General features: G+C 30.7%; 18 protein-coding genes. 1 reads left to right on the forward strand and 17 read right to left on the reverse strand.

Annotated features, from left to right (window positions below; genetic code table 11):
• Positions 1-114: 114 nt before the first annotated feature.
• On the reverse strand, positions 115-1,566 hold the full coding sequence (locus L3B96_RS10560; RefSeq protein ID WP_238860773.1) for an MFS transporter: 1,452 nt from the start codon (positions 1,564-1,566) through the stop codon (positions 115-117).
• A 184-nt stretch (positions 1,567-1,750) separates the two neighbouring features.
• On the opposite strand from L3B96_RS10560, the gene L3B96_RS10565 reads away from it, so the two are divergent.
• Complete coding sequence (locus L3B96_RS10565; protein WP_238860775.1) at positions 1,751-2,623, forward strand: LysR family transcriptional regulator; 873 nt, start codon at positions 1,751-1,753, stop codon at positions 2,621-2,623.
• Positions 2,624-2,728: 105 nt separating this feature from the next.
• Here L3B96_RS10565 and L3B96_RS10570 read toward each other — a convergent pair whose 3' ends face one another.
• The 16 genes from L3B96_RS10570 to L3B96_RS10640 all read right to left on the reverse strand — a co-directional run bounded on the left by L3B96_RS10570 (position 2,729) and on the right by L3B96_RS10640 (position 22,328).
• The gene (locus L3B96_RS10570; protein WP_343073088.1) at positions 2,729-3,253 is read right to left on the reverse strand and encodes a hypothetical protein; all 525 of its coding nucleotides are present in this window, start codon (positions 3,251-3,253) and stop codon (positions 2,729-2,731) included.
• 2 nt (positions 3,254-3,255) lie between these two features.
• Positions 3,256-3,519: a phage replisome organizer N-terminal domain-containing protein gene (locus L3B96_RS27435; RefSeq protein ID WP_343073089.1), complete on the reverse strand. Its 264-nt coding sequence runs from the start codon at positions 3,517-3,519 to the stop codon at positions 3,256-3,258.
• A gap of 169 nt (positions 3,520-3,688) precedes the next feature.
• Positions 3,689-4,486, reverse strand: a complete 798-nt coding sequence (locus L3B96_RS10575; RefSeq protein ID WP_238860776.1) for a polysaccharide deacetylase family protein — start codon at positions 4,484-4,486, stop codon at positions 3,689-3,691.
• 385 nt (positions 4,487-4,871) lie between these two features.
• A complete protein-coding gene (locus L3B96_RS10580; protein WP_077830198.1) occupies positions 4,872-5,138 on the reverse strand; it encodes a DUF6171 family protein in 267 nt (88 codons plus the stop codon).
• Between the two features lie 4 nt (positions 5,139-5,142).
• Positions 5,143-6,621: an alpha-N-arabinofuranosidase gene (locus L3B96_RS10585; RefSeq protein ID WP_238860777.1), complete on the reverse strand. Its 1,479-nt coding sequence runs from the start codon at positions 6,619-6,621 to the stop codon at positions 5,143-5,145.
• A gap of 92 nt (positions 6,622-6,713) precedes the next feature.
• The gene (locus L3B96_RS10590; RefSeq protein ID WP_041894232.1) at positions 6,714-7,568 is read right to left on the reverse strand and encodes a carbohydrate ABC transporter permease; all 855 of its coding nucleotides are present in this window, start codon (positions 7,566-7,568) and stop codon (positions 6,714-6,716) included.
• A 24-nt stretch (positions 7,569-7,592) separates the two neighbouring features.
• On the reverse strand, positions 7,593-8,462 hold the full coding sequence (locus L3B96_RS10595; protein ID WP_026015678.1) for a sugar ABC transporter permease: 870 nt from the start codon (positions 8,460-8,462) through the stop codon (positions 7,593-7,595).
• A gap of 75 nt (positions 8,463-8,537) precedes the next feature.
• On the reverse strand, positions 8,538-9,839 hold the full coding sequence (locus L3B96_RS10600; protein ID WP_238860778.1) for an extracellular solute-binding protein: 1,302 nt from the start codon (positions 9,837-9,839) through the stop codon (positions 8,538-8,540).
• 109 nt (positions 9,840-9,948) lie between these two features.
• Entirely contained in the window at positions 9,949-11,559 is a 1,611-nt protein-coding gene (locus L3B96_RS10605) for a response regulator (protein ID WP_238860779.1), read from the reverse strand.
• Between the two features lie 3 nt (positions 11,560-11,562).
• A complete protein-coding gene (locus L3B96_RS10610; protein WP_238860780.1) occupies positions 11,563-13,371 on the reverse strand; it encodes a sensor histidine kinase in 1,809 nt (602 codons plus the stop codon).
• Between the two features lie 461 nt (positions 13,372-13,832).
• The gene (locus tag L3B96_RS10615; protein WP_238860781.1) at positions 13,833-16,118 is read right to left on the reverse strand and encodes a glycoside hydrolase family 2 TIM barrel-domain containing protein; all 2,286 of its coding nucleotides are present in this window, start codon (positions 16,116-16,118) and stop codon (positions 13,833-13,835) included.
• A gap of 73 nt (positions 16,119-16,191) precedes the next feature.
• Positions 16,192-17,460, reverse strand: a complete 1,269-nt coding sequence (locus L3B96_RS10620) for a PTS transporter subunit EIIC (RefSeq protein ID WP_238860782.1) — start codon at positions 17,458-17,460, stop codon at positions 16,192-16,194.
• A gap of 42 nt (positions 17,461-17,502) precedes the next feature.
• Positions 17,503-17,808 (reverse strand): PTS sugar transporter subunit IIB, encoded by a 306-nt coding sequence (locus tag L3B96_RS10625; RefSeq protein ID WP_017209445.1) that lies wholly within the window; start codon positions 17,806-17,808, stop codon positions 17,503-17,505.
• An 89-nt stretch (positions 17,809-17,897) separates the two neighbouring features.
• Positions 17,898-18,215: a PTS lactose/cellobiose transporter subunit IIA gene (locus L3B96_RS10630; RefSeq protein WP_041894219.1), complete on the reverse strand. Its 318-nt coding sequence runs from the start codon at positions 18,213-18,215 to the stop codon at positions 17,898-17,900.
• 198 nt (positions 18,216-18,413) lie between these two features.
• Positions 18,414-21,113: a sigma-54-dependent transcriptional regulator gene (locus L3B96_RS10635; RefSeq protein ID WP_238860783.1), complete on the reverse strand. Its 2,700-nt coding sequence runs from the start codon at positions 21,111-21,113 to the stop codon at positions 18,414-18,416.
• Between the two features lie 327 nt (positions 21,114-21,440).
• Positions 21,441-22,328 carry a bifunctional helix-turn-helix transcriptional regulator/GNAT family N-acetyltransferase gene (locus L3B96_RS10640; RefSeq protein WP_238860784.1) on the reverse strand — a complete coding sequence of 296 codons (888 nt, stop codon included), beginning with the start codon at positions 22,326-22,328 and terminating at the stop codon, positions 21,441-21,443.
• Between the last annotated feature and the right edge of the window lie 96 nt (positions 22,329-22,424).

Consider the following 22,424-nt stretch of genomic DNA (forward strand, 5'->3'; position numbering starts at 1 on the left):
TCAAATAAAATGCTAATCTTGGATATTAGAAAAGTGATTAAAACCTTGCAATCACTTTTCTTTGCCTATTTAATGATATCTAAAGATATAAATTAATAAATAATGAGCCATAACCTATGCCATATCAACTCTTTCTTTAATATTCTCTCCTCTTTTAGAATATAAAAGAAATAAACTTAACCCTAGTGCAACTACAAAGAAAATTGTAAAAAATCTGAAACTGGAATCTATAGACTTAACTAAATTTCCACTTATATTTACATTAGAAAAGCTTCCTAAACCTATAATTGCCTTAGAGACTACATCCGCAGGTATAATAACTTCTATTGTTAATATGGCTAATGTCTGACTTAATGCTTTACCAACATTCATTATAGTATAATGCATCCCTGATGCTGAACCAGATTGTCCTTTAGGCACTGCTGACAATACAGTTTTCGCTAACGACGGCCAAGCTAAGCCATTTGCTATTGATAATAATATTAGTGGTGTAACTATAGCTTTAACTGATAGCTCTCCCCCAAGATTTCCAAGAAAGAATATTCCTATAATAAGAAATACAATTCCAAATGTTAGAGTCTTTAATGATCCGATATTATCTACAAGTTTACCTGCAAACGGACCCAATATAAGCTGTGGTACAGATAGTGAAATCATCAATAGCCCTGACATAGTTGGACTTAAATGTAATGCACTTTGCAAATATATACTCAACAATAAAGGTAATGAAAAATATGCAATACAATAAAATAATGTAATTACAAGTCCAATTGAATAATTTCTGTACAAGAGCAGCTTGAAATTAAATAATGGATTTTCTACGCGTAATTCTGTGATTATAAATGCAACCCATAATAAAATTGTAACTATACATAGCCCTAAAGTTTTATATGATACCCATCCTAATGATTGTCCTTCTGAAAGTACTATCATCGTTAATATTAAACCTAAGCTAAATGTTAATATCCCAATCCAGTCATTTTTTTGATTAATATTAGGTTTAGTCTCTTCCATTACTAAAAATGCTCCAATTATGCAAAGAAGTACAAAAGGTACTGTAATAAAGAATATTGATCTCCAACCAAAGCTGCTAATTAAAGCACCACCAGCTACTGGTCCAATTATTGCTCCAATAACCCATGAAGTAGCATTAATACTCAAGGCTAGCCCAAGCTCATTACTATGAAAAATCTTAATTATAGTTGGAGTTGCAGTTGCCATTGCTAATGCTGCTCCAGCTCCTTGAATTAACCTATATAAATTTAAAGTCAATCCTGAGCCTGCAATTCCACAAAGTATTGTACCAACTGCAAAAATTATAAGTCCTAACACGAAAATACGCTTTGTTCCAACTGTATCTGCCCATTTTCCAGCAGGCAATATTAAAACTGTACTTGCAATAATGTAACCAGTAATTATCCACAATCCAGTAGTTACTGAAATATTTAATCCTTCCATCATATTAGGCAAACCTATTATTACAATAGTAGAATCTAAATTTGTAATAAATGAAACTAATGTAACAACAAGTAGAATGCTCCATTTGTGTGATTTAGAATTTGTCATATAATCTCCTTATTTATAAATGGAATAAATTTTCGAGTGTAGATAACCCCTTATATGATTAATCCCATCGAAGCCATTTAATTTTGTTTTCTATACATAGTTTACAAGAGATTATATATCATGTAAAATGATTATATAAGATATCAAGATTCACTTTTAGTGATTTATATATTGGAGTGATAAAATGGAAAGTAGTGAATTAAGAATTTTCAGAGCTGTTGCTCAAGCAGGCAGCATAACAAAGGCTGCGCAGGCTCTGGGATATGTTCAATCTAATGTTACAGCTAGAATTCAACAATTAGAGTCTGATTTAAATACACAACTCTTTTATAGACAGCGGGGTATGATTTTAACTCCTACAGGTGAGAAATTACTAGCTTATGCCGAAAAAATCATTTATTTATTGGATGAAGCTGATAAAGCCTTAAATGATTGTTGCGATCCTTCAGGAAGTTTATCAATTGGTGCTGTTCACACAGTATCTGCAATACGTCTTCCTGAAATCTTATCTCAGTATCATAAAGCTTACCCTAAAGTCGATCTATCTCTTATAACAAGTCAATCAGATGAACTTATTTATAAAATAAAACATTTCCAGTTAGATGGTGCTTTTGTCAAAGCTCAATCCTTTAGCGATGAAAATATCGTAAGTGAACTTGTAGTCGAAGAAACCTTAGTACTAATATCAAATCCTAAATATGATAATATAGAAGATCTATATTCAAAACCATTTTTGATGAGTACAGCAGGATGCCCTAATAGAACACAACTTGAAAACTGGCTCAAATCCAAAAGCATTCATAATATTCGATATATGGAATTTAATAATTTAACTTCTATTATTGAAGGCGTTATTGCTGATCTTGGTGCATCATTTGTACCAAAGTCCACTATTGAAGATTATGAAGAGAAAGGACTTCTAAAATCATTCTCAGTGCCCGATAAATATAATACTACAAAAACATTTTTTATAAGGCGTAAAGATTCTTTAATGACTAACTCACTTTCAAAATTCATTGAAATGACTGAGCTAAATACACCATATAAAAGAACTTAAAATATTAGCTGAATTCCTCATGAAAAATCAAAATTTCGTGGGGAATAGTTATGACTCCAATCCTTGCACGTAAATCAAATATTAAGTCGTATTTTTCTTTTTAAGCTAAAAAGAAAACTCACTAAATACACTTTCGCCTTTACCTAAAGGCTTCCTATCCCCTTCATAAAAACCGAATTCATCATCATCCTCCTCGTCGGTAACCTGAATATCAGTATTTTTCCTTACATCTTTCTTTGACTTCTTATTTTTATTCATTATTAAAGGTACAGGGATATGGCATTTCAGTCCGCTATTAATTTTTCCCGTGTTTATTATGTTCTTATTATCGCTGATTCCTGCATTTTTAATTTCTATGTTATTCTTAGTCTCACCGGTATTCTCTATATCACCCGCATTGTTATCTTTCCGCTGTTGCTTTTCAATAATTTCATTGCCAATCTCTTCTTCACCATCATGTTTTTCATCATAGATATTTTCAACACTTTTAGTCTCTTCGCTTTTTAACTTACTATCCTTTTTACTCATTTTTTCTTTATTTTCATCAATATCTTTTACCTTTGCTTTGATATTTTGATGCTTTGCAAAATTCTTTACCTTATAAACATTTTCTTCAACAACTTCAACCATTTCTAAATCTCTAAATCTCTAAATGTATCTAATGCCAATTTCACTTGACTTTCATCTCTATTAAATTCTATAGCTAAAGTCTTTAATGTATATGGAATGTTTTTTGACATATATAAATTTCCATCTAGATTAACTCTCCCAGCTAAAATTACAATTCTAGTCCAAATATAATAAATAACATCTCTTTCTGCCATTCTATCTATTATTTTAAATTTTGTATCATCATACATATCAACTCTAAATCTTACATATCTTCTCTCTTTCATCTTAATTGCTCCTCCTAAAATTTTTATTCTTCTATTCTTTTCAATTAAGATATATGTCCCAATTCATAAAATAACAGAATATCTATAAATTTTTTTCTAAAACTTTTTAAAAACTAAAATAACTCACGAAAATCAAAATGTTAGATTTTCGCGAGTTTCACTGCTGTTTTTATAATCTTATTGTTTCTCCCCCCATAACTTTTACAGCCTTATCATCTACACTAATCCATACTGTTATTGCGGTAGGGTTATACACAATATCTCCTTTTGCAGAGAATTCAAGTTTCTTTAACGCCTTAATATATCTCATTACCTCGATATTAGTTGCAAACCAAATTTCTTTATTTTTTGAAACTAACTCACAAAAGTTCTCAATTAAATTCCAGTTATTATTTCTTTCAAATTCAAAGCTATGTCCCCAAACGTACATTAGCTTTAGCTTTCCCTTGAATTCATAATCTGAAAACTTTTGACCAATTTCCATAAGATTATCATCATGATGACAGGTTGCATTCCAAGCCAAGAAATCTTCTGGAATATAGAAATCATGATGTGAAACTACAGTTCTTGAATACTGAATTCCAAGACTCTCAAGAGTTTTTATCAGCTTTCCATTAAAAGCTCCATAAGGGTAAGACATCCCTTTTATAGGATAGCCAACTAAAGACTCTAAACATTTCCTGTCTTCAACTATTTCTTCTATAATAGCTTCAACAGGTATCCAGTCTAAAAAAGGGTGAGTTTTTGCATGTACTGAAACCTCATGACCTTTGTAAAGTTCTGCTACCTCCGCTTTAGTAATGAAACTTTCTTTATCTAAAATTCCGGAGTTTAAATGAAACGTACCTTTTATTCCATATTTATTAAATATGCTTACTAATTTTCTATCAAAAATTTGGCCATCATCATAACTCATGGTTAATGCTTTTGTTTTTCCTTCTGGAAATAAATCAAAATTAATATTCATAACTTTCACCTCAAATTTTATATATAGATATCAAAATTTAAAACCACATTTATGTGATACCTTACCGAAATCATAAATATTTTGATTCCGAAAAGCTATGAAAATATCGCTGAAGGTTCTAAGCCGCTGGTTGCACCCACTTTAGCATGCTCCAACTTTCAGTTTGACAAGCTAAAATGGAACAACCTACAGCTAAGAACCTTTAACAGCTCATTTTCAAATGTTTTCTTCACAAATATATTTATGATTTCTAGTGAAGATATAAACTTAAAATTTCAACAACTTTATAAATCTTAAATTGGATACCTATAGATACCCCAACTAAGATCCGAACTTATGCATATGACTCGCCGAAATAAGGATTATGCTGTTGGAATATATAGTACTATTTCCACATAGATTTTTTAGGATGTGGACAATCTTTATCCTGCTGTAAGGCTCTAATCTGCACAATACATCCACATTGTGTGCAGGTTGTGTTATACTCTAAATATTTGCAGTTTCCACATTGCTGAAGCCTTTTGCTATATATTCCCTCAGGTACTATATTAAAATTTCTGCTATTAATTATGCTAAGTACCATTTCTTTTATGTCCTCTGATGCAACCCTAACGCTTGCCGAACATCCTTTACAACTATCTATATAGGACATATAATTACCCAAGTTCCAATGTAACTAATGACATAGCAGGAAGCACTGCTGTAAGTTTGCCTTCATCTATACTAGCACCATCAAATGATTTCAAGGATACTTTTTCTGGATCTTCAAATGTATTATGCGCATTCATTGCTTCTGCAGTAAGTATAGTTCCTGTTACCTTAGCCATTGCTTTTCCTCTAAGTTCACACTGAATATCAACAGCCTCTGCGGGACTTAAATTACATAAAGATATATGGAGTTTGCCATCCTTATCCATTGAAGCAGTGGCACTTACCTGTGGTATCTTATCCTCACCACAATTATAATCAGGTGATTCAATATTTAAGTCAATTAATTCAGCATCCTGATGAACCTTATACATGTTGAAGGCATGATAAGTTGGAGTTAATATCATCTTAGAACCTTCTGTGAGTATAACCGCTTGAAGTACATTTATGGTCTGAGCTATATTAGCCATTTGGACTCTATCACAATGCTTATGAAAAATGTTAAAATTTACTCCAGCAACTAAGGCATCCCTTATTGTATTTTGTTGATACAAGAATCCTGGATTTGTTCCTGGTTCAACATCGAACCAAGTTCCCCATTCATCCACTATTAAAGCAACCCTCTTATCTGGGTCATACTTATCCATAATTGTTGAATGCCTTGTAATAAGTTCCTCCATCTTCATTGATTTTTTCATAGTAATAAACCATTCTTCTTCGCTAAACTCTGTAGCAGAGCCTTTACCTAACCAGAAATCTCCCGGTACTGTGTAATAATGCAAGCTCATTCCATCCATAAATTTACCTGCTTCTCTCATAAGAACTTCAGTCCATTTATAATCGTCATCATTAGGACCACAAGCTATTTTAAATATTTTATTATCTCCAAAGTTTCTTACATAGCTTGAATATCTTCTATATAGATCAGCATAATATTCTGGACGCATATTACCACCACAGCCCCAGTTTTCATTTCCAACACCAAAGTATGTAAGCTTCCAAGGTTCCTTATTGCCATTTTCTGCTCTTAAATTTGACATTGGTGATTCTCCATCAAAAGTCATGTACTCAATCCATTCTCTCATCTCTTGAACAGTTCCACTTCCTACATTTCCACAAATATATGGTTCTGTGCCTAAAAGCTCACAAAGTTCAAAAAATTCATGTGTACCAAAATGATTGTTTTCTGTAACTCCTCCCCAATGTACATTTACCATCTTAGGTCTTGATTCTGGATCACCTATACCATCTTTCCAATGATACTCGTCAGCAAAACATCCTCCTGGCCATCTTAAAACTGGAAGCTTTAACTCTTTTAAAGCTTCCACTACATCTTTTCTTATTCCATTTATATTAGGTATTTCTGAATCCTTTCCTACCCAAAAACCACCATAGATACATCTTCCTAAATGTTCAGCAAAATTACCATAAATATTCTTATTTATTTTTCCTTTTTTAATATCTGCATTGATAATTATCTTTGACATCTTACACCTCTCAAAATTGATTTTAGTACATAAAAGATACTAAGAAACTACTAAATTATTATTTTGATTATGCCTTATATATGCTATTTATATTATTCCTTTACCGCACCTGCTGTAAGACTCTTTTGCACCTGATCACTTAAAAGTATATATATAAGTATTGTTGGTATTGTTGCTATAACAAGACCTGCGCCTATATCTCCCCATTTTGTTACATAATTGCCTACCATGGACATAATACCTACAGTAAGTGTTTTAAATTCAGCTTTATTTATAAAGGTTACCGCAAACATCAACTCATTCCATGAAGATAGGTATGTGAATATAGCTACAGTAGCCATAGCTGGTCTTATAATAGGGATAATTATAGAAAAGAATATTCTAAAAATACCACATCCATCTATCACTGCTGCTTCCTCCAATTCCTTTGGGATACCTCTTATAAATGCCGCTAATATAATGACTGCCATTGGAATAGCGAAAGCTGTATAAGGTATAATTAAAGCCCAATATGAATTTAGCATTTTTAAATTCTTAAGAACCATAAATAATGGTAATAATGCTGCATGTATCGGCACCATCATTCCTATTAAAATTATTATCAATGTAGGTTTACTCAATTTCCATTTCATACGACTGATTGCATAAGCTGTCATAGAAGACAATAAAAGTACTAAAACTATAGTAATTACTGTGACAATCACACTGTTAAAGAAATATTTCATAACATTGGCCTGTTTGATAGCACTTTCATAGTTTTCAATACGCCAAACATGTGGAAGACCAGCAATGTTGCCACCAAATATCTCACCATTATCTTTAAATGAGAACAATACTAACCATATAAGCGGATATATCTGTATTATTGCAACAATAATAAGAAATATTTGTATAGGTATTTTACCTATTCCAAGCCTAATAATCGAAGAATTTTCACGCATTTTCATCCTGAATCACATCCTTCCACTTTTCTATTCTATTTTAATAAGTCTGTCTAAAATTACTGTAAGTATTAAACACTCTATTATAATAAATACTGACATTGCACTTCCATAACCATATTTATAATTATCAAAAATAGTAGTATACATCAAAGTACTTGGAACTTCGGTTGAGAAGAATGGCCCACCATTAGTTAACACATAAATTAAATCGAATACCTTTAACGCACCAATTAATGAGAAAGTCATACAAACTTTTAAAATAGGCTTCAAAAGAGGAATTGTTATATATAATGCAGTTTTTACTGGAGAAGCTCCATCTATCTTAGCTGCTTCACTAATATCTGAAGGAATTGATTTTGCTCCTGCATACATAATCAACATATGATACCCCACGTATTGCCAGAGTATAGGAATAAAGCAGCTTACAAGAGCTGTATCTTCTTTTCCTACCCAGTCATGTGCTAGTTGGCTTTGTCCAATAGCTCTAAGTATTGTATTAAGTAATCCATAATCAGCATTATATATTTTGATCCATAGCTGTCCAATTACAACAGTAGAAATAATTACAGGTATGAAATACACTGTACGATAGAACTTTTCAAATCTAACTCCTGATGCTAAAATTAGCGCTAAAAGAAGAGATATTGGCAATTGAATTACTATGGAAACAACTGCAAATAACAATGAATTCTTAACCGAATGTAAAAATCTCATATCCATAAACATATTTTTATAATTCTCTAATCCAATAAATGTTCCAGTTCCTACACCACCCCAGTCAAACATACTATATTTTACTGATAAAATAATTGGAATAAATATAATTGCAGACATTATGATTAAGGTAGGAAGAACAAATATACAAATTATTTTCTTGTTTGATAAAATAGAATTTATGATAATCACCTCTTCAATAAAGACTGTGGTAAAATCCTTTGTTTCACCACAGACTCAGTATTATACTAACTCTTTTTATTTTTCTCCTTCTACTTTAGACATCTTATTGCAGAATTCTTCTGGAGTAATCTTCTTTCCTAAAAGTTCTGCAATCAGATTTTTATGTGTCTCTGAAGAATCTGCAGGAAGTATATTATCCCACCAGTTAATAAATGATGTACCTGTTGCCATTAATTCTGCTGATTTCTTTGTTAAATCAGAAACTGTAGATGTATCTAATCCTTTTGTATCCCAGCATGGCAGACCGGCATTTGCTAAGTAACCTTCTTTACCTATTTTTTCACTTAAGTAAATTAAGAATTGAGCTGCCTCTTTAGGATGTTTTGTATTTGCATTCACATAGAAACCATCTACACCGCCCCCATAAAATTCTGTTGCCTTACCTGCACCATCTTTAAATAAAGGGAATGGAACTGCTACAGTTTTTCCACTGCTAGCTGCTGACTTGTCTTCTATTGGTGAATTCACCCAGTTTGCTTGGAACATCATAGCAGAATTACCTCCTGTGAAAGCACCTAACATTTCATCGTAACTCATGCTAAACATATTATCGTTAAAGGCTCCAGAATCAGCCATTTCTTGAATCTTTTTTGCAGCTTCTACAAATTCAGGAGAATTAAATTTTGATGGATCTTTTAGAGCCGCCGTTGCTGCATCATTTCCTGCCTGACGCATAGCAAAAATGTCAAACCAATACATTCCAGGCCATCTATCCTTTTCACCTAATGCTATTGGAGTAATATTTGCTGAACGTAATTTCTTTACAGCATCAAGCAATTCATCATATGTGGTAGGTATCTTAGCCCCTGCCTTATCAAATAACTCCTTATTACAATATAAGCTTGCTATAAATGAATACATTGGCAAGCTGTATGTCTTACCATCAACTACACAACCATTTATAGTACCTTTGACCAGCTTGTCCTTAACATCTTGAGTTAAATATTCATCAAGAGCTAACATATTTCCTGATTGTATATATGGTTTAACAAAGCTTCCTCCATACATATACTCTATATCTGGTCCCTCATTTGCTGCTATAGCTGTTTTAATCTTTGTCTTATATTGTTCTCCTGTAACTCCATCTTCTTCAACAATTATGTCTGGATGTTCTTTGTTCCACTGTTCAACAGCATCTTTTAATAACTTTGAAGTCGGGTCAGTATCTCCAACAGATTGATGCCACATGGCCAATTTAATTGTCCCATTCCCTCCGTCAGAACTATTTACACTTTTTGAACTTGAACATGCAGTGAAAGAAAATGCCATTGCACTAACAAGTGTAGCAGTTATTATTTTTACAACATGCCTTTTCATTAAATATCCCCCTTATACGTACTTTTTATTTCTCTTATATTTTAAGAGAATGTGATATTGTTTACAATTCAATATCTGTACATAAACATTCAAAAAAACAACATTCTATTTATACCTTTTTGCACTTTTTAAAATCATTAATGCAAATACCTGTATGTTTCTTAAATAAAATGCTTAGATAATGCGAATCGCTTATTCCTACTCTTTCGCTAATCTGCGTTCCATTTAAATTGGTTTCCAATAAGAGCTTTTGAACCTTCTTAATTCTTATAGAAGTTAGATATTCAATAAAAGTCTGAGAAGTTTGCTGTTTAAATAAGCGTCCCAAATGCCCTGGACTTATGAAAAATTCTTTTGCAACGCTTGATAGTGACAGCTCCTGATTGTTAATATTATTATTCAAATATTCCTTCACATCTTCAATAAATGTATTTGCTTTTACATCATTTGATTTTTGCATTAAACTAGTAATGTTTTCTACACATTCTTTCATGCACTGTTTTAGCTCTGGCAGATTATCAGCATTTAAAATCAATTCATTTATTTTTTCATGACTTTTCCAGATGTCTACAAGATTAATTTTCTGCTCACTAGCAATACGTTGGCAAACAAATAACACATCTAATGCTTCTGATCTCATCTTTTCCATAGCCTCTAAGTAATCAATAGCTGAAGTAGTAAATATCTGCTCTAAAATTTCTAAAGCATTTTTCTTTGCTCCTGCATTAATAAATAAATTCAATCTCTTCATCTTATCTTCATCCCTGTTAAAGAGAATATTTTCACCTACATGTATATCAGCATAACTTGTAACCTGATTCTTCCCTACAATTACCTTGTAATTCACCGCTTCCATGGCTTCTTTATAAGAAAATCTGATATTTTGAATTTCTCCTTTTTTCATACCAACTCCAAAACTAACCGAACACTCTAACCTATCTAAAATCTTCTTCTTTAATAATTCACAACTTTCTATTAAATCTGTCTTCTCGTTATTTAATAATATAGAAAGCCTTCTTCCGTTATCAAAGAATACAGAAACATACTTATCTCCGCTAAAAAAATTCTGTATAATATTGAAGCACTGCATAGATATCAAAATTTTATTTTCTTCTTTTTTCTCATTCTTTATAGAATTATTTACTTCCATCAAAGCTATCTGAAATATATCACAGTTAGGATTTATATTTATCTTAAAATAATTGCATTTACTTATAATCTCTTCAAAAGTTAGCTGCTCCAATAAAAGTTCATTTAAAAACTTTTCTCTTAAAATTGGTAAGCTTTCTTCGACCTGCTTTTTCAATTGATTATATTCTATTTCACGATTTCTTTCTGAGCTTATTATATTTCTAAGCTTGCTTAAGGTCTGCATGAGCTCAGATGAGTTTATAGGTTTTAAAATAAAGTCAGATATTCCAAGTTTAATACTGCTTCTTGCATATTCAAAATCATCATAACCCGTAACAATGATAATTTTGATATGTGGGTATTTTTCTACTATACGTCTGCTAAGTTCAATTCCATCCATAGCAGGCATACATATATCAGTAAATATAATATCTGGTTTTAATTTATCTACCAATTCCAAGGCTTGCTCAGCATTTCCTGCTTCTCCTACCATCTCCATATTTACTTCTTCCCAATTAACCTTCATCCTTATAAGATTCCTTATTAAGTATTCATCATCCACAATAATAACCTTTAATATATCCTTCATTTTTTAATCCTCCTTATCTTCGATATTTATATACAATAAAATTTTTGTACCTTCTCCCAGCTTGCTTTCAATTTTAAAAGCATCATCATCACCATAAAAAATCTTTATTCTTTCAAGAGTCCCTCTAAGTCCAAAGCTTTCCTTAATACTCTTATTGTTAATGTTCATAATATCATCTATTTGTTCCTCGCTCATTCCAGCACCATCATCTTCCACAGATAAAATGGCAACACCAGCACCCATGTGCGCACTAATTTTTATAGTACCACTTTTTCCATTTTCTCTAATTCCGTGATATAGTGCATTTTCAGCAAGTGGTTGCAATATAAGCTTTGGAATCTTATACTCTAGACAACCTGCCTCAACGGAATATTCTACTTCAAATAAATCTGGATATCTTACCTTTTGAATTTTTAGATAATTTTTAACCATTTCTATTTCTTCTCCAATAGTTATAATTTCCTTGCCCTTACTTACACTTGTCCTATAATAATTCCCTAAAGCCTCTACTAATTCACTAACCTCTCTGTTGCACCCTGAAAGAGCCAATGAATTAATTGAATCTAAAGTATTATATAAAAAATGTGGCTTAATCTGTGCTTGGAACGTATATAATTCTGCTTTTCTTATCATTTTTTGTTCCTGTATGACCCTTGCAATGAGTTTTTTTATTTCTGCTATCATTATATTGTAACCTCTGCAAAGTTTTTTCAATTCATAGCCATGAGCCTTAATCTGTACTTCATTGAATACACCTTTCTCTATATCTTTCATGGAGTTTAGCAAATATTTAATAGGTGTAGTAACAATTCTTGATATACCAACGGAACAAACAAATAGGATAATACCATTAAATAATATAATTACAAAACCAATAAATATCATAGTCATGTTCTCTTTATACAGTTGAGCAAAAGGTATCACGCTAACAAATTTCCAATTATAATCATTCTTAGAGCTATAAGTTATCAAATATTCTGTTTTATCTATTTTTTTCATTTTATAACCTATATCATTCCCTACAAATTCATCTCCTGCCTGCATCATTTCATCATCAACATCTATTCCTCCATGTACATTTTCTTTGTCATCATTTACATTCTTTAATGATGTGATTTTTTGATTTTCTTCATCTAATACTGCTATATTGGTTTCAACATCATTCGATATATTATCAAAAACCTGCTTAAATGATTTTTGTGGAATATTTATTACTAAAACGCCTAATTTATCTACATTATCCATATCCCTGACTAAACGTATCAAAGAAACATAGTTATCTTTACTATTTTCAAAAGTAACGCCTCCTCCATTGAGTTCTAGTATAAAGCCTCCTTTCTTTTCCATAACACGGTTATACCATTTTGCATTAATAATATTTTGAGCTGGAATGCTTGGCAATACATCTGCCCCCACTGAATAGATATTATTAGAATTATCTAGAATATAAACTGAACTTACATAAGGTACTGATTGAATAAATTTGTATAAGTACGAGCTTACTTTAGCCTGAGTATTTAAATCCTCATACATACTCCCTTGTCGTAAAAGTTTCTGTAAATCACTATTTGACAAAACCATTTTAGATAGACTATCTGCATTATTAATCATCAAATTAATATTTGTCTGTATAGAATTTAATGTCTGAACAGAAACTTCACTGACCTTTTTTTGAGTAATATTTAAATATATTTTTTCATAGAATAAGCTACTTACAGCAGTCGAAGCTACAATAAGCGCGAAATAAAACAAGGCTATTATTACCCCAACTTTACTATTAGATAATTTTTTATTTAGTTTTTTGAGCCACATTGTTAGATTCCTCCCATGAATTCAAAATAATAACAAACCTATGAAATCGTTTTTTCAGACTTTTTACTAATAAATAACTAATCAAATAAATCACAAGGCTAATTATTCTAAATTATATCATATGAATACAACAAATTTTAGAATTACTTATAAATAATGTAATTTAATGAATCAATTATTTTACTACAATCTTACAAAATCCAAAGCTTCTTAAAATCGCTGATAAACTTCAGCTGTACATATGATTCTATTTAGTTTGGTATTTTCAAGATAGCAATAATGATTAATGAAGAATCCAACTGTAACCTTGTATTTTTAAATATTAATAATTTTTAGAAATAACTAAAAAACACGAAAATCTAAATTTTAGATTCTCGTGTTTTTATGGGAACGTTCAGCATAGCTTCCATCTGAAATTTTTAGAAGTGCTTCATTTTGTTTATCTCCTTTATTTATTAATCTTATTTCTTAGGTATAATATTCAATTCCGTATTAATAACAGTTAACAGTTCTTTTGGTATGTTAAATCTTGATCTCTTGGACATACTATCAATAGTCATTAATCCCATCATTACTTTAAACTGCTGACTTTCAGCTAAATCTCCAAAATACTTCTTAAATACAGCTTTTGCCTCTTCGTCTTTATAAAGTTCTTCAATGGTATCAAAGGTTGAATAATATCCCTCTTTAATTGCTACCTCTTGAACATTTGATAAATCAAACTTTTGGAACCAGTTAGTAACATGTGTTTGTTCTTCTGGTTTTTTAAGAACATAGCTTTCATCAGCTTCCTTAACATGCTTTAATATCATTTCATCAACATAAGTATTTCCTGCTTCATCAAAAGCTTCTGCCTTAATTTTATTTTCCCCTAAAGCAAGTTTAACTGCCTCAAAATTTTTCATTGGTTCACTGCTATTAATTTCACCTGCAAATTCATTATTAACATAAAGTTTAATATGCTTAATATTTGAAAGTACTACTATGTCATTCATTTCTTCGTGTCTGTTTACAAATCTTTCGCCAGCTAACTTAACAAAGCTTTCCTTTGACCAATAAGCCTTGCATAAATAAAAGGAATCTTTTTTAAGCTTTCTATCTATAGTCACTAAGCCCTTTTGATTTCTTCCTTTTTCTCCGCCTTCATTTCTAATTTCACTTCCGAAATCAAACATAGCCCATACATAACCACCTAAAACAAAAGGTCTTTCATTAAAAGTTTTAAGGGCATTATTTTGGAACAGTAGCTGATATTCTTCTGTATAATCTTTTACTGTTGGATTATAAGAATGAAGCTTTGGATTAGTATCAACTCCATATTCAGTAACCATTACTGGTATATTAGGTTTTGCTTTATGAAAGTCATCCAATCTTGTTCCTAAATCCTGCATTTCCTTGTAGTACCAGCCATAATATAGGTTATAACCCACAAAATCAGTCATCTCATTTAATAGACTTTCATTAGCTACAGAATGAATATTGGCCTGTGCAATAAATCTGCTTGAGTCTAACGCTTTAGCTATAACTGCAAGCTCTTTAACCATTTCATATATTTTTTCATTTTCTATTGCTATGGTAATTTCATTTTGAACTCCCCAGCAATAAATTGAACTATGATTATAGGCTTGCTTTATTAATCTTTCTAATTGCTCTTTTGCATTTGTATTTTCTTTATCTGAAGTAGTTGGAATACTGATAAATGGGATTTCAGCCCAAACTAGTATCCCTTCACGGTCACAAAGGCTATAAAAATAATCATTATGTTGATAATGTGAAAGCCTTATTGTATTTGCACCTATTTCCTTAATAATAGACATATCTAAATCCATATGTTCTTTTGTTAAGGCATTACCTATTCCCGCAAAATCCTGATGACGGCTTACACCATTAAACTTAATGGCTTTACCATTTAAGAAAACACCTTTATCTGGAGTAATTTCAACTGTCCTAAAACCAAGCTCTATGCTTCGTTTATCACATATTTCTCCTTCAGAGTATAATTCAGCTTCAAATTTATAAAGATAAGGATTTTCTATTCCCTGCCATAACTCTGGATTATTTATTTCTTCTATTAATTTAAATTCTATTTCATTTAATACATCAACCTCAATTGTTTTATTAAATGCTATATTTTCTTCTTTATCTAATAATTTAAATTCAACCTTAGAAGCTTTAGCTTCAGTTAATTCATTTATAATTCTTCCATTTATTTTTAATTCAAACTTATCATTTCCAATACCTTTTTGAGTTAAATATATACCATCTCTACTATTGTCCAATAAGTCAAAATGTAGAGACTCAGTAATTATAAGTTTAACTTCACGATAGATTCCTCCATAAAATGAGAAATCAGCCATAAGAGGATAAACATCATCATGACGACTATTATCCACAATAATTGAAATAAGGTTTTCTCCACATTTCAAAAAAGAAGTAAGCTGAGCCCTAAACATCGAAAATCCACATTTACTTTCTCCTGCCAATTTTCCATTAACATATACTTTAGCTATAAGACTTGCTGCTCCTATTTCTAAAAATATAAACTTCTTTAATTCTTCCTCTGTTATATTTAATTTTCTTTGATAACAGACTTCTCCTTTGAACATCCCCTCTCCACTTTGTCCATCCACATCATTAAAACAATGTGGGAGGTTTACATTTTCACCTTTATCTATTTCTTTTTCTATATAAATATCACTATTTTCTTTTGTAAATAACCATTTATCATTTAAAACTATTGTTTTCAAAATATTCTCCTCCTTATGAATAATATTAAAATTGCAAATTCAACCACCACTAAAAAAGTGGTGGTTATAAATGTTATTGATTTTCTGAACTTTGTTCTAATTCATAAGCTTCTTTATCTGCTTTTCTAAAGAATGGATACCACACTAAGGTTGACAAAGCTACAAGTGCAACTTGTAATGCAGCTATCTTCCAGCTTCCTTCTACAAAACCAGTAATTACTATTGGTATTCCACTCATACCAGATATTCCCGCAACTCTTGGAACTATTCCTGCTGCTGTTAGAAAATAAGCAATAGCTAAGTTAATTGCATTCATAGATAGGAATGGAACTACAAACTTAAAGTTAAATACTAAAGGTGTACCAAAAACTAATGGTTCACTAATTCCAAATAGGGCTGGTATTGTTGTTAGCTTTCCTAAAGTTTTATATTGTTTACTTTTAGCTGCAAATAACATAAGTAGTGTAAATCCAATAGCACTAGCAGTCATTGTATATGTGCTTGCAAACGCTCTGCCTGTTATGTTAGGAAGGGCTTCTCCTGCTGAATATGCTGCTAATTGTGCAGCATCCATTGCTGTAAGTATTGGAAGCACAACTGAATAAATAACCAATGTTCCATGAATACCAAAGAACCATAATACTTGTGCAAATGTCCATAAAATTATCATTGAAACAATATTTCCACCAACCCCTTGTAATGGAGTTTGAACAAAGTTATATATAAATTGGTGCATAGTTTTAAATGGAGTTGCAGCAAAAAGAGCTGCCACAATTATAAATATGATAATAGATACAAAACCAGGTATCAAGCTACTAAAACTACTTGATACAACAGGTGGTACAGTTGAAGGCATCTTAATAGTAATCCCTTTTTGCTTAATATAGATGTATACTCTAGTTGATACTATAGCAATAATCATAGCTGAAAATATACCAGGTGCCCCTAACCAATACATAGAGAGTGTAGTACCTGCCTTATCTGTAGTAAACGGCGTTACTATGAAAAAACAAACCAAAGCTAATAGCGATGGTACTGTGCCATCTTCTTTATACTGTTTTGCATAACTACCTGCTATAGTCACCCCAAAAACTACAGCTAAAAAGTTTGTTGAAAACATTATAGCTACATTTAAGGCATATGCAATTCCTGTTGCTGCAATAAAACTTTTCCATGCTGGTATTGGTACATTTAAAAACAATGCAGCAAATGCACCAAAAAGTGTAATAGGCATTGCAACCATCATTCCCCCTGAAATACCATTAGCTAATTTACTCTTTTGAATTTTATTTAATATTGGGGATATTTTCTTAGATATAGCTTTTGCATCAAAATTAGACATAATAATTCCTCCTCAATAAATATTCATCCTAACTCTTCTCAATTAATCTAATAATGCAAGTGCATCCTTTAAAACTTTTTCTCCATTAAGAGTTCCGTAATCCATCATATCTATTACTGCTACTTTAATTCCCTTTGGTTCATATTGTTCCTTCATTTCATCTGCCATATATTCAATTTGAGGCCCTAAAAGTAAAACTTCTGTTGGTTCCTCATATTCTTCAAATTTTGATTCTGACATAGCAACAATCTTTGCTTCTATTCCTTGTTTTTTTGCACTTTCTTGCATCCTGGCCATTAATATACTTGTTGACATACCTGCCGCACAAACTAAAGTTATATATCTCATTTCTTATTCCTCCTAAAAACTTATTATTGATTTAACTCATATTTCTATCTTGTTTCATATAAATAAACTGAATTTATTTTTTCTAATAATTACTTTCTAAATTCCTCATACATAGAAATCATTTCTTTAGCTAAATCTCTTACTGTCATAGCATTCATTAAATGATCTTGAGCATGCACCATAAGTAAACTTAGTCCTACTTCTTCTCCAGCTGCTTCTTTTTGAATTAAGCTAGTTTGAAAATTATGAGCTTTATTTAAAGCTTCGTTAGCTTCCTTTATTTTTTCCTTTGCAAATTCTATCTCACCTTTTCTTGCTGCTTTAATAGCTTCCATGGATTTACTTCTTGCATGCCCTCCATTAACTACTAATTCCATAACTACTTGATCCATTGATAATATATCCATTTCTTCACCTTCTATTTTAATTATTTGATTTGCATCTCAGTAATATATATAGCAATCTTCATGCCAACCTAAAGAATTAATACAGAATATTTATTAATTTCTTTAAACCTTGTATTTTAGCCTTCTTAACTTAATAAAAAAAGATCTTCAAAAAGTATTTATGTGCTTTACTTTTTGAAAACCTTTTAAAGCACATTATCAATGTGCTTTATTTTTTCTACTTTTCATTGTAAATAGATTCATAAGATAGCATATTTCATCATCTGAAATATAAATTGTGTACTTAGTATTTAATCTTGAACATTCCGTTTTTATTATTCTATACAATTCCGAATTTTCTTTTATGCATGAATCTATGTTGTTATATGCATCTATGACTCCATCACTACACAATCTATCTATCATTACTGCCATATGAAGAGTTATTCCTATAATTGCATTAGAAGTTAATTTTATATTTAGCAATTTAGTAACTGTTGTAGTAAACCTTTTTATATCATTAAGAACCGCTTTGCCTTCGATGTTCTTTAATTGATGTTCTAAGGTTTCTTCCATCTTTACATAAACTTTTTCTCTATTTATTAAATCCTGTATATTTTCTATGCAATTACCTTCAATGATATCTTCCAAATTATATTGTATATAATCACTTTCAAGTTCAAAAGGACTAACTAAACAAATTATTTCATATTTATTAGATAATTTATCTAATCGGCTATATATACTTTCTTTTCCTATAAAATTAACAGGAACAATTTCTAGAAAATCATTTTCAAACTTTAGATTTCTTTCTAGTAATACCTTCATGGCTTTGGCACTGCCTTCACCAGTAGTACATACAGTTATGATTGCTAATTTTCTTTCTTCAGGTGATTCTGGAATATAATCTAATACATTATTATCGTATAAATTATTTACCTCCAGGGTATCCCTATATATTTCATCTAAAGTATATCCAATTATAGCTTTTCTAGTAGCTTCAATGCAATGTAAAGTGCTTACCAAGGGAATCGTCCTTGTTTTTATTTTAAATTCTACTTCTATTTCTTTGCCAAAGGTAACCAAGGATCCCATATCAACTAAGAATAAAACATCCGAGGTAATTTTATTTTCTCTAATATAATCCTTAGTTCTTTCTAATATAACTTGTGGTTTTTCCTCTATTGGTGCATTTATTCCTTTTGCATATTGCGTCCCTAAAAGTCCATTTACCGCATTGGCCATGCAAGTAGCTGTTCCTTCTCCATGAGCAATAATTATTACATTTACATTATCACGTTTATTTTTTATCCTTTCACTATTGTAAATTAAAAACATAGTTAAAAATCCTGCTTCATCAATAGGAACTTCTCTGTCTATTGCTTCTTCTATTATCTTTAAAGCTTCTAGTGCAATATTAAATTCTTTACTATATTCTTTTCTTATTTTATTTAGCTTTGGATTTTCAATCTTTTTGTTTCTTTTAATTCGATCTATGGAATTACTTATATGAACTGCTAAGCCATAGTATATCTGCTTATCAAGTTCTCTTTTTAATTCTGTTTCACAAAAATTTACAACTTTTTGTATTACACTCATAATATATGGTTCAATGATGTTTTCGAAATTTGCAGTATCAGCTTTATTATGGAACTTAATCATATAATTTTTAAAATACTCTTCTATATCACTTTCCATTTCTTCTTCAAATTCTTTACCTTCAATTCCTTTTGCTTTAAGTTCCTTGGTTTTAGCATCTAACATTTCATAAATATTTTGATTTTGCTCATTTTCTTCAAAAATCATTTGCTTTTCATTTTTGTCAAAAACACAATATCTATTATTTATATCAATTAATTTATTCCATAATTGTCTATGCTCGACTTCCTTATATAACCCTTCTCTTATATAAGGTTGCAATTCTAAACTGCTAATCCTTATATCTTCCTTTCTATTTGAAAGAAAATCTGCATAGGCTTTAGCACAAGTTAACTGTATATCAGATTTTAACTGCCCTATATTATTTGGACAATCATAAGATAAAAAAGCTTTTAAGGAATTTACTGATACCTTAATACTCTTTCCTAAGCGTCCAGATTCTTCAATCATGAATTGTTTTATAAGATTAAATCTTTCTTCCATCCCTCTATTTCTCAAAGGTGGTATAGTTATTACCATCGGAATTCTTCTTGTAAAGGTTTGAAGTAAATTCATGTTTGGGTCTTCAGTTGTAGCCGTTATTATAAGAACCTTTGCACTTCTTTCACTATCAGTTTCTCCAAGTCTTCTATATACACCTCTATCCATAAAGGTAAAAAACATTTCCTGTCCCTCTGCTGTTAGTCTATGAACTTCATCTAAAAATAAAATTCCCCCATCAGCTTTTTCTAAAAGACCTTGCTTATCAGAATCAGCACCTGTATATGCACCTTTTTTCACTCCAAATAATTGTCCAAGCAGCAATTGAGGATTATTAGCATAATCAGCACAATTAAATGTTATAAAAGGACTATCTTTAGGTTTTATTTTCATTTCAACTGCATACTTATATATCAATCCAGCAAAAGTTGACTTCCCAACACCTGTTTCTCCAAGGAGTAACATATTCATTCCATTAGGGGGGTATAGTATTGCAGCTTTTGCTTGCTCAATTGCCGTATATAAACTTGGATTAGATTCTGCAAATCTATTTATCATTGACACTTCAGATTTATCAATTTCTTTATCTATAAAAATAAATAGTGTTGGTTTTCCCTTTATCTTTTTTACTTTCCCTTCGCTTACTAACTTATTTAAATCAGTACTGACATTTCCTCTAGTAAGATTTAACTCCTCTGCAATTTCAGTTGCTGAAAACCCTTTCGCATCTGTACTCGTTTTCTCTTTAAGCTTCATAAGAATTAATTCAATCCTCTTCATAAATCACTCCTCTTTCTTATCTCCACTCTTATATAACCTTAAATATTATTTTTTATGCGTACACAATATAAAATTTTAATATTTAAATATTAACACATACTAATATTCTGACTTATACTAAAAGCTATGTTCAGTTAATGATTCTTAAAATTTTCAACAAAAATTGTTGCAAATTATTACTTTAAATTTAAGTATATCATAATAGCATTAGTAAAAAAATATATGCATTCGCCTCTTATTCAGCCTTTAACTTATAAAAACAAGAAAATGCTAAGCATCAATATTTTCAACTAATGCATAGCACTTTCTTTAATTAATATTTTTTCTCTATTTACATCTCTTAATAAAATTACTTTTACTTAATATTATTGGAGTTACAGGTTCACCATAAAAATCTTCTGCCTCTCCAATTACTTTGCATTCGAATTTCATTAACATATTTAGAGTTGCATCTCTTGCTTCAATGTAAATTTCGTCAGTATAAGAATTAAAAATTTCTTTTAATGAAGCTATAGCAAGCTTCTGACCAATTCCCATACCTCTCAATCTTTTATCAACAGCAAATCTTCCCCAATGCCATTTATCCTTTTCTTTCCATGCTGATACTACTCCAATAATATCTTCTCCTACTCTTGCACACCACCAAATTGGTTTTAAATACTCACTCACTGGAACCAATTCTGCTGGAATGCTTTGCTCATTAGTAAATACTTCTGTTGCTAATTCAATTGCTTCTTTTATATAATTTTCAGAAATTCTTTCTATTAATATTCTAGAATCATTCTTCTTGAGATTGTTTTTTAATGCAAGAACGCGAAATAATCTAAATGCTCCCACAATATTTTCTGTATCCTCACTATCCCCTAAATTTAAAATTTCATTAATAAATTTATTTGCTTCATGGTCTCCACTATTTATAGCCTCAATACCTAATGGAAGAATACAAATATCTTTCATTCTTTTATCAGCTTCTGATTTCTTCAGCTCCAAATAATTTTTAGCCTCCAAATTATTAAGTATCCTGCTTAACGAAGCCTTATCAATACCTAAATTTATTAGCAATTCATTAAAAGGAGTTTTTCCATTTTGTTTTATGTAATTTAATATATGAGCTTGAGCCAGTGTTAATTCAGAATTTAGGCAATTGTGATTAAGCAGCCCTAATTCTCTCACAATTAATCTTACCTCTTTTCTAATTATCTCTTCGTTTCTCATATTCGCCTCCAAATTAATTGATATTATCAACAATTATAACTCACTTTCGTTTTTATTACAAGTTGACTTCATAAATCAATTTATAATTTACAGAGC

The sequence above is a fragment of the Clostridium sp. YIM B02569 genome (assembly GCF_022320765.1).
Lineage (GTDB): Bacteria > Bacillota > Clostridia > Clostridiales > Clostridiaceae > Clostridium > Clostridium beijerinckii.